Origin of the sequence: Halorubrum sp. Eb13, assembly GCF_002252895.1 — an archaeon.
GTDB lineage: Archaea > Halobacteriota > Halobacteria > Halobacteriales > Haloferacaceae > Halorubrum.
In genome coordinates this window covers 1-10168 of sequence record NZ_NHPE01000150.1, presented here as the reverse complement: position 1 = coordinate 10168, position 10168 = coordinate 1, and the positions used below count along the sequence as shown (strand labels likewise).

General features: G+C 59.6%; 9 protein-coding genes and 1 pseudogene. 5 read left to right on the top strand and 5 right to left on the bottom strand.

Annotated features, from left to right (window positions below; genetic code table 11):
• The coding region (locus tag DJ75_RS17785) for an FAD-binding oxidoreductase (protein WP_141212075.1) at positions 1-896 on the top strand (896 nt) is incomplete at its 5' end.
• Positions 897-1100: 204 nt separating this feature from the next.
• Here DJ75_RS17785 and DJ75_RS17780 read toward each other — a convergent pair.
• The gene (locus DJ75_RS17780) at positions 1101-1523 is read right to left on the bottom strand and encodes an ester cyclase (RefSeq protein WP_094525841.1); all 423 of its coding nucleotides are present in this window, start codon (positions 1521-1523) and stop codon (positions 1101-1103) included.
• A gap of 236 nt (positions 1524-1759) precedes the next feature.
• On the opposite strand from DJ75_RS17780, the gene DJ75_RS17775 reads away from it, so the two are divergent.
• Positions 1760-2557, top strand: a complete 798-nt coding sequence (locus tag DJ75_RS17775) for a winged helix-turn-helix domain-containing protein (protein ID WP_094525840.1) — start codon at positions 1760-1762, stop codon at positions 2555-2557.
• Between the two features lie 728 nt (positions 2558-3285).
• Here DJ75_RS17775 and DJ75_RS17765 read toward each other — a convergent pair.
• The 4 genes from DJ75_RS17765 to DJ75_RS17750 form a co-directional block, all read right to left on the bottom strand.
• Positions 3286-3783 (bottom strand): hypothetical protein, encoded by a 498-nt coding sequence (locus tag DJ75_RS17765; protein ID WP_094525845.1) that lies wholly within the window; start codon positions 3781-3783, stop codon positions 3286-3288.
• Between the two features lie 5 nt (positions 3784-3788).
• Positions 3789-4556: a methyltransferase domain-containing protein gene (locus tag DJ75_RS17760; protein ID WP_094525838.1), complete on the bottom strand. Its 768-nt coding sequence runs from the start codon at positions 4554-4556 to the stop codon at positions 3789-3791.
• A 13-nt stretch (positions 4557-4569) separates the two neighbouring features.
• Positions 4570-5175, bottom strand: a complete 606-nt coding sequence (locus tag DJ75_RS17755; protein WP_094525843.1) for an OsmC family protein — start codon at positions 5173-5175, stop codon at positions 4570-4572.
• Positions 5176-5412: 237 nt separating this feature from the next.
• The gene (locus DJ75_RS17750) at positions 5413-6225 is read right to left on the bottom strand and encodes a winged helix-turn-helix domain-containing protein (RefSeq protein ID WP_094525837.1); all 813 of its coding nucleotides are present in this window, start codon (positions 6223-6225) and stop codon (positions 5413-5415) included.
• Positions 6226-6585: 360 nt separating this feature from the next.
• Here DJ75_RS17750 and DJ75_RS19280 point away from each other — a divergent pair, with 360 nt between their 5' ends.
• The 3 genes and pseudogenes from DJ75_RS19280 to DJ75_RS17735 form a co-directional block, all read left to right on the top strand.
• Entirely contained in the window at positions 6586-6711 is a 126-nt protein-coding gene (locus DJ75_RS19280) for a hypothetical protein (RefSeq protein ID WP_254921573.1), read from the top strand.
• 1683 nt (positions 6712-8394) lie between these two features.
• The gene (locus tag DJ75_RS17740) at positions 8395-9579 is read left to right on the top strand and encodes a sodium:calcium antiporter (protein WP_094525835.1); all 1185 of its coding nucleotides are present in this window, start codon (positions 8395-8397) and stop codon (positions 9577-9579) included.
• Positions 9580-9705: 126 nt separating this feature from the next.
• Positions 9706-10168 (top strand): annotated as a pseudogene (locus tag DJ75_RS17735) (myristoyl transferase); the annotation flags it as partial.

Genomic DNA, 10168 nt, shown 5'->3' with positions numbered 1-10168 from the left:
CAGACGTCGTCACCGCCGAGGGCGATCTCGTCCATGCCAGCGAGAGCGAGAATCCGGACCTGTTCTGGGGGCTCCGCGGTGGCGGCGGAAACTTCGGTGTCGTCACCTCATTCGAGTTCCGACTACACGAGGTCGGGCCAGACGTACTGGTCGGGCGTGTCATCCATCCCGTTGAGGCCGCCCCGGACGTCCTGCGCTTTTACCGCGATTTCATGACCGACGCCCCTGACGCCGTGCAGTGTTACGCGGCCTTCACGCAAGTACCACCGCTCCCCGAGTTCCCGGAACCGCTCCACGGACAAACTGTTCTCGTGCTGGTACCATTCTACGTGGGCGACATTGAGAGTGGGAGAGCGGCGCTCCAGCCACTTCGAGAGGTTGGGGATCCGATCGCGGACACCGTACAGCCCCAGCCGTATACCGTTTCTCAACGGAGTTCCGACGATATCTATCAGGAGGGCCATCGGAACTACTGGAAGTCACATAACTTGGAAGGGCTCTCCGACGAGGCTATCGAGACGATGGTTGAACACGCTACGCCGATCCCATCACCGTTTACGACAGTTTTTCTGGAGTGGATGGAAGGAGCAATCAGCCGTGTCGATGCTGACGCTACCGCCTTCCCGCACCGGGATGCCGCGCTGTCCTTTACCGTAGCACCGAAGTGGACCGATTCCGAGCGTGACGACGAACTTATCGGGTGGGCCCAGTCGTTTCACGAGGCGATGGCTCCGCACGCGACCGACAGCGTGTATGCGAACTACCTCAGTCGTGATGAGAGTGAGCGAGTCAGGGCCGCTTACGGTGAGAACTACGACCGCTTGGTTGAGGTCAAAAACGAGTGGGACCCCGAAAACGTGTTCCGAATGAATCAGAATATTGAGCCAACCGGCTGAACGTTCATCTGCTGCAGACGTGCTATAGAGGGTGTTTCGGTACAGATGGAGTCTACTCGTTTGCGTTTCGAGGATGTCTCAATCGTTTCGATTCCATATTAAACTCGCGCCGCTACGCGAGTGATGCGTTTTACTGATCTACTGGGACTGTCCCCCAATTCAAAAAGAAACGTGCCCGAAACGGTTCCTCAATCTCACGCTAACTCACTCGGATAGTCCAAGCTGTTCAAACACCTCCTGCTGATCGAAGTAGATTCGGTACTCCTGTATGCGACCGTCTGCGACGCGACAGTTGGCCATTTCCCGAATCTTGACCTCGCGTCCCGTCGGGGGGATCCCCTCGAATTCTCCCTCGTGGGTCATTGTGAGTTCCGCTTCGTACATCACCTGATTCTCGCCGGCCAACAGATCAAGGATCGTCACGTGAAAGTCGGGGAAACCCGCTGTGACCCCGCGCATGAATGCCTCCAGCTCGTCCCGGCCATGGATGACCCCTTCCGGAGCCGTCGGATTGCGCACGACGACCGATTCGGAAACGAGTTCCGGTATCGCCGGGTAGTCCTGTTCGTTCCACGCTTCCACGTATCCGGTCACAAGTCGTTCGGACTCCATGGTGGCTTGTGTCATAGTTTGACCTCAACGGCGATTGTGACCGGCGTTGCTAAGCCTTACTCCGTAGGAATCCTCTCATGGTCTGAGATCGGATATCTGATTTCTATCTCCCGGTCGTCTTCGAAGCCAGCCGTGTACAATTACGCTGACTCTCTCACCGGACAATTCGGGCGATAAGGAACCGACATTCGCCGTTGATACCTCACGTATCCCACGATGGTTTTTTGTCAATGATTGTGTTAGATTTTAGCATGGAGAGTGCACTGGAAGACATCCAATTCTTGGCTAACTCAGAGAATCGGATTCTCGTCCTGAGTGCGCTCACTCAAGAGCCTGCCTCCCGGCGTCAGTTACAACAGGACACAGGTGTTCCACGGTCGTCAGTAGCCCGAGTCCTCAATGAAGCGGAAACACGGAAATGGGTTGGCTCGGAGGGCAGTAAATACTGGATCACTCCGAGGGGAAAGGCGATGATCACCGAAATTCGACGGTCAATTGCGGCTACGGAAGGCGTCAACCATCTTGGGACGGCGATTAACTGGCTCCCCGAACCGGTCTACGATCTTGATTTTTCCTATTTCAACGACGCACGGATCACGTTGCCGACGCAAGCGAATCCGACTGCCGCGTTCGATCGAGGGTTGGATCGAATCAGCGACGCAAACACGTACCGAGGTCTGACTCAGAACTCCCTTCCCCAGTATATGCAAGTGATCCGCGATCAAGTAGAAGCGGGAAGCCTCGAATTTGAAGGTGTTATTGAAGAGCGGTTCATCGAAATCATTCGGAACGACCCGGAACGGGCCGAGACTTGGTCGGCAGTAGCAGACCAGATGTGGGTCTTCGAAGGTCACGTACCAATGAACATGCATCTGGTTGACGACACTGCAATGATCTGGTTATGCGAAGAAAATGAAGAAGGGAATGACGTCGTGCCGAAGGGGCTTCTGGAAACGGAGAATCCTCACGTAGTTTCTTGGGCGGAGTCGTTCTATGAGGAGTACTTGGACGCTGCGAGACCACTTTCCTTCGAACGGTTGGAGACCTAGCGACCTCTGATTCCCAATTTAACGGGTGGCCGAGACGCGCCCCAAATTCAACACAACTCCAGAAATCCATTTGTTTCCTGCCAATTAGGCGCTTCTCAGCCCCTCGAATTCGAGCGCCTCACGCCGGAGAGGTCGATTCGTTCGACAGTCGAACCGGAGCCTGCAGCGCCCATGATTTGAGGCGAAATAATCGCCAGACAGCGCGGCGATTATCGGTCGAACGGTCTAGACCTTGCTTTCGTTCGATGGGCGATTGGGCGAGTGGATGTCACCGGGATTCGCGTACAGCCAAACTGGCCACATTTAAAAAAATTAATCGCCGATTGACGAGTGGCCGTAGTTTTGCTTGTGAGCACAGAAACTAGACGGTAGATGTGGTTTCACACCCACTCGTGTTCTTCCCACCTTTCGTAATAGACGGTTCACAAGTAGATTGTGGCCACGTTTCCCGTGGGACGAGGTTCTGATGACACAGGTTCTTACGAACGCATCAGAAGTCTATGAGGTGTCACAGTTCATTGTCATTGATACTTCCCCGCCTGCCGTTCTCCGAACGGATGGTTTCGATCGCTCGGATACCCCAGTGGACTGTTACACCGATGCCGACGACGGCGAGTAGATGAACGATCACCCGAAACAGGTACTCCCCAAGGGTCAACCCCTGACCAGTGTGCAGTACGACGCCCGATATTAAACTCATAAATGAAGGCAGGACTCGGTGAAATCAGCTACGTAGTCTGAACTCCTCGGTACGACAGTACGACCCCGACGATGAAGATAATCGTCGCCAGGTAGATCGGTCCGAGATGCGTCACCCAATCGTGAGCGAACGCATCTCCCGTCCAATGCATCGGTAACGCGAGCGCCAGGCCGACGACGGCACTGACGATCGCCGTCGCCCACGCCCACGTGCGCCCCTGGCGCACGCCGTACCACGAGAGGCCCGCGACGGCGATGCCCGTTGAGATGATGAACGCAGCGGTGGCCACGTGGAGGTGACTGATGTAGTACGCCACCGTCGGATCGAGATCGGCGGCCGTCATCCCGGCCAGCGTACTGACTCCGAGTTCAAATCCACTCCCCACAAAGTTCAGCACGAGAAACACGACACCGTAGCCGACGAACGCGATTCCGGCGAGAGCCATCAGCGCCGCCCCCTTCCGGACCTGCGACTCGAACTGGACCTGTTCTCCCTGTTCGTCTGTGACTGATTTTTCTGTCGCCATACTGATCACTTCATTGCCCCGACCGTGACGCTCTTGACACCGTACTTCTCGCACGCGTTGGCCGCCCGATCAGAGAGGAATTCGTACTGTGTGTTCTCTCGGATCTCCGTCACTGAGAAGCCAGCAGCTTCGATGAACGTCGTGTAGCTGTCGATCTGTTCGGCACCACCGATACAGGCAGCCCACAGGTCCGCGTCGGACTTGATGCTCTCGGGCATCTGTTGTTCGCTGATGATGTCGGACAGAGCCAGCTGCCCACCCGGTTTGAGCACCCGGTTCGCCTCCTCGAAGACCGTTCTCTTCTCGGCGGAAAGGTTGATTACGCCGTTCGAGACCACCGCGTCGAACGATGCGTCCTCGAACGGGAGGTCCTCGATATACCCTTCGCGGAAGGTGACGTTGTGGAAGCCGTTGTCCACTGCGAGGTCGTTGGCCTTCTCGACTTGCTCTGTGGTCATATCGATGCCCGTTACTGCACCCGTCTCAGTTGCGTGTAGCCCGGCGACGAAGGCGTCCATCCCCGAGCCACTGCCGAGGTCAAGCACGTCCGCACCTGATTCAAGCGCTGCCAAGTCGAAGTAGTAGCCGACACCCGCGAACGAGTCGATCGCCGCGTCCGGAACGTAGTCAAGGTCGTCGGGGTCGTACCCGAGGCGGACGGCGAGATCGCGCCCCGTCTCGAAGTGGAACTCGGCGTCGGCGGACTTCGCGACATCCTGATATATCGACTTGACCTCGCGTTCGAGTTTGTCCGTGTCGAGTGATTCGCTCATTGGTTGTCACCGGTTAGTCGTCTCCGGCCACCTCGGCGGGCGAAGCGACGGCCATTTCGACGTCCTGAGCGAGCGAGACGAGCGTGTAGACGGGTGCCCGCCGTGCCCACTCGTCGATCTGGTCTTGATCAAGGTCCTCGCCGTCTATTTCAATTTCGGCGGTTAGGTTCTCGAACGCCGAGTCGGCCTCTTTGAGTTCCTTGAGGCTGAACAGCACCGCTGGATCGAAATCGGTCCGGACACGCGTCTGGAGGTGGTCGATGTCCACGTCATTGGCGGCGGCGTTGATCGTGATGCCGACGTTGATACAGGCGGCCAGCGCCGACAGCGCCGCTTCAATTGGCTCCATCCGGTCGGTCGCTCCGATCCATCCTCCCGCCTCCAACACTTCTTTCCAGCCCCCGTAGGGAATCGTGTATTCGTGCGTATCACGAGCGACCGTCTCTCCCCCGAGCTCGTAGCTATCGATCTTTGCCAAGCTGTGGGCGGCCGTCCCCTCGTAGGTTGCTGACGCTTCGAGGCCGAGCTGGACAGCTTCGGGGTCGTCAGCTGCGTGTTCGGCGAACCCTTCGAGTGTTTCGAGGTCGATGCCGTGCGAGGTGTGCTGGTCGTCGGTCATGTGGGTCACCTCCCTGCCAGCGACGATACGACGGCAAAGATACTGTAGTTAATTTGTGATAGTTCGCCAGGAACTGCTGGCCTGGCAGTCGCTGCAAAATCATCACCCTCTGCGACCCGAGGACGGTCGGGACCGAACGCCTCCCCGGTCAACTCTAGGACGAACCCTTGGAACGAGCCGAGATTACAGCAGCCTACGCACGGATCAGTTTCAGTAATGAAATCGGTAATCTCCATTCTACGGGGGTTCGACTGGCTGAGCCTCTGACGCGTACGTGTCGCACACCGACTGTGCCCACTCACGGATAGCCGCTACGTCGGTGTCGATCAACACGTGGACCGTCCCACTGTCCTGTTCGTAACAGCTGATGGCGGCACGCTCATCGAGAAGACCAGTTCCACATGGAGGGAGGGAATCGTGCTCCAGAACGGTGAAATTGTCCTGTTGCATCATTTCTACGCTTCGCTCCGGGTACGTCGAAAGAAAGTACGTATGACTCTCCGGTCGAGCCACCAAGACCACGTCAACCCCCTCATCGATCAGTTGAACGAGAACCTCAAAGCACGGCTCCATCAAAGCAATTTCAGGGCGAACTAATCGAAGATCGTTCGTCTCTTTGAGAAGCGACTCGAATCGGTCGATCGGGCGGTACGGTGAATCGGGTTCGGCAACAGTGATGCTCATCGCGTCCCACGTCTCGATGGGAAAATCGCTGACCTCCTCAGGAAGCCAGTGCCAGACGTCACGCAATTTTCGTTCTGTTTCGACCTGTTCGATCAGGTCCTGCATTGCTGAAGCTATCGCTTCACCGAGCCGGGTCGCTGTATACTGGTAGCCGTCTTTGCGGATCCAGACCCGGTCTTCGAACTCATCCAGTGTCCGCCGTATCGTGGAGGAGGAGACACCGGCCAACTCACAGAGTTCAGAGCGACTCCGGGGACGCTCTGTCAGCGCGACGAGTGTCGGAACGCGGTGTTCGGACCGCGCTAGATACGCGATGTCACTAATTGGTGACTCCGCATTTTGATGTGGTATGCTATCGTGACCCATAAATCAAGTACGTATACGAGCCTGAAAACAATTTACCCCACCTACACAACGATCGATAATAGAGTAGCCGAGTCATTTGCTGTGTTTGTCGAGGCAGCTAATTCGGGTGACTCTGCGCTATGTATCTCTCATCTGGTCACAGGACAGCATGTTAAGTGTCAAATTCTGTCCACATAAACTCTCCAATTCGGCCGCCTCACGTCTGAAAGGTCGATTCGTTCGGCGGTCGAACCGGAGCCTGCAGCGCCCATGTATCTCTGCACCGCGAACACTCGGGTAGCAAGGCGTTTTTCGGCCGATTTAGCCTCCGTTTGGCACCGGCACAACCGTTATGAGTGGCGGAGATGAATCAAATCCCGCATGCGAACCTCGACGATCGTCATCGTAGTGGGCGTGGTCGTGTTCGCTCTCCCGCTTCCGGGAACGTTCATCCTCGGCGGGATACTCGTGCTCGCGGGTGTCGTCGCGCGCTTGCTGGGCGCGTGAGAGCCACGGGAGAATTGAACGCAATTCGTCCGGCTCGCCCTTCTCTTCCTCTCTGCGAGAACCCGTGACTCCCGGAGTCGCGCGTCTCGGGTGAGCCGGCGTGTCAGTTCACGGTTCGCGAGCACGATCCCTGAGCCGCCGGGACCCGACCGCTTTTACTTGCGTCACTCTCGGCCGTGCGAGTTCGAAACGAGCACCGTTGAAACCCGCAAAACCCGAGGGGAGTGACGGGCGACCGAGGGCATACGTATTACGAGATCGACACGGTCATGCGAGCCGGATGCGGTGCGAGGCGTCCGTCCCGACGGACGGTGAACTCAGTATCCGCCTCCGTCATCGAAACAGCGACCGCATTTCGTGGCGGTCGCCACGAGGCTGTCGGTGGACACTCGACGAAGGTGCTCGTCTGCGACGTTGTACGTGACGCCACACGGAGTTTCGACGGCCGATGCGCCGGGCGTCCGTTTGTGGACTGTGTTCGTTACCTCGTTTAGGATACGATCCATGTCATCAATACACATGCAAGAGGAATAACTCGTTGACTTGGTGGATCAGGGCTCATGACCCCGTCTAACTACTGCTCGGACTAGAACGGCTCCGCGCCCGACGGCCGGCACGGGCCTGCGACTCCCGGGGCGGCGCGATCGATCCGTGCCACCGAGCGATACATTCAGACGAATGAGTCGTCTCCGACGTAACGGCCCGACATTCAGCCGATATTTCGTCACCCCGGGGACGACACCGTCAGTGCTACCGAAGCCCGGGATTCGATCTCTCTCGGCCGAGCTACCGGTTTAATATACTACTATAAGATTTTATGTATTCGACTCCAATCAAAGTAGCGCTCCGTTCACGACTGGAGACAAGAGGTCGGTCCGCGGAGCGTCGCCAACAAAGTTCGTCAGAAACTGACAACGTCCGATAGCGTCTCCCTCGATGAGTTCGCGATTCGCCTCGACAGGCGGAGATATCGGCCGTACGCCGCCGTGGACCCCGGACTGACCGATTTGTCACACGTAGAGCTTGACTTGACGGGATCGAGACCGCCTGGAGCTCGTTCGCGACGATTCACGACGAACACGACGCAGACGGCGCGACCTCGGGCGTCGACGGCGCGGCGTACCCTCGTCGGTGGCGCGACATCTTCCCGTCGAATACACGACGTTCCCTCGTCGACGGCGTGATACTGTACGTCGGCGAAGCGGTTCCACATCGGCGGTCCTCTGCGAAACCGGTCGTCTGTTTTGGGGACGAACGACGCGGAAATCGGCAGACAGATAGAAGTGTATGTTAAAATATATTACGACGGAAATAACATATTTCTATAATAATAAGGCTCCTGAACAGAAACCGCCGATGAGCGGTTCGATCCGGTCGCTTTCAGATGGGCGTCGTTCGTCTGAACGACACTCCGGGACCGATTCGCGAATCTATCCGATCCGTCGCATCGGTTCGGACGCTTCGGCAAGCGGCGACCGTCGACCCCCCCTGCAGTGGGACGCGCGCCCGACGAGTCGGGTTGGACCCGATCTCGGAGGCGTCCGTTTTCGAGCGAAGGACTGCCGGATTGGCGGCCAGCACTCACCTCCGACGGCCGCTGAGCGGAATCGCATGTACAGTCGTTCAACGGAATTCGATACATGACTCCGTATTTTCATATCGGATCCCGACGTGTCGACGGCCATGAACGTCTCTCGGCTGATCGTCGCCTCGCTCGTCGTCGCGGTGCTCTTGGCGGTCCCGGTCGCTCCCGCGGCCGCACAGGAGGGGGGCGAAGCGGCGGAGGAGTCGGGTGAAGGCGGTATCGAGGGACAGATCGAGGGCTTCGTCGAGGAGCTCGGACCGGCGGGCGCCGTGGCCGCGCTCCTCGTGGGTGCCGTTGTACTGACCTTCTGTGTCGAGAAGCTGATAAGCTATCTCACTCGGGCCGCCCTGGGATTGCGAGTGTCGCTGTTCACCCTCGCGATCGTCTTCACCGGGATCGAGTTCGACGACACGGTCCTCGCGCTCGTGTTGTCCGCGGGCGATCTCGAGGGGGCTGCGCTCGGAACGGCGCTCGGCACGGGACTGGCGATCGTCGGCGTCACGCTGGCGCTCGCCGCGATCGTCAGGCCGTTCCCGGTCGACCTCCCGACGGACTACGTCGTCCTCTTCGCGCTGGGCCCGATACTACTGATCCCGTTCGTGCTCGCGGGGACCCTGACGACCGTCCACGGGCTGGCGCTTCTCGGCTTCTTCGTCCTGGCGTTCGGGTACATCGTCCTCCGCGAGCGCCAGCGCGACACGCCGGTGTTTCGCAACACCGACCTCGGCGAGTCGCTCCGGGCCGACGGTGGGGTCACCGCGCCGGGGTCCCTCTCGGAGATCCCGGAAGATCGGCTCGTCGGCGGTCGGTCCGCGTCCGGGTGGCCGTGGATGGCGCTCGCCGTCCTCGCGCTGGCCGGGATCGTGTTCGCGTCGATGCTGCTCGAGGCCGGTTCGGAGGTCGTCGTGGAGGGGTTCGGCCTCGAACAGACCGTCTTCGGCGCCACCGTGCTGACGGCGATCCTGACGTTCGAGGACGTCATGCTCACGATCGAGCCGGTGCGGCGGGGCGTCCCGGAGATCGGCGTGGGGAACGTCATCGGGAGCGTCCTCTTCTCGGTGACCGGCAACGTCGGCGTCATCATGCTGCTCAGCGACCTCGAGATCTCTCGGTCGGTCCTGACGTTCCACCTCCCGTCGGTGATCCTCGTCACGACGCTGGCGGCGTACTTCCTCTACTCGGGAGAGCTGAAGCGCTGGCACGGGGTCGTCCTCGGCGGGCTCTACGCCGTGTACTGGGTGGTCGCGATCCTCGTCTTCGGCGGCGTTCCGATCGGCGGGTGACCGGCGGCGTTCCGATCGGCGGCTGATCGGTGGGAATTCGATCGCTTTGGCCCGCCCCCGAAGACGCGGGCGCCCGCCGGTCGCCGAGGCGAGCATTTTTATCTCGCTTCGACGCATACGTGAACGATGGACACAGTTGAACACTGGGTGCTCGACGGCGACGACCGCGCGCTCGTCGAGCGACTCGCGGCGGGGCTCGGCCGCGACGCGGCGCGCGTGCTGGCGTACCTCCTCCTGCGCCGCGACCACGACCGGATCGAGCGGGCGCGAGCGACGACGATGGCGATCCGCATCGGGACGGGGCTGGGGGAGAAGGCCGTCGGCGACGCCGTCTCGAAGCTCGAAGCGCGGGACTTAGTCGAGCGAGCGACCGTCGAGTCGTCCGGCGGGGGACGGCCGCCGAACGCGTGGCGACCCGTCAGCGGCCGACGGAAGAGCCTCGACCGCGTGTACCGCACCCACTCTGCAGCCCTCCTCGAGCGGGGGGCCGCGGTCGCGGACGTCGAACCGGGACCGACGGAGGGTTCCGACCCCTTGGTCGGACCGGACGACGGCTCGGCGATCGAACGCGACCGCGGGGTCGTCGTCG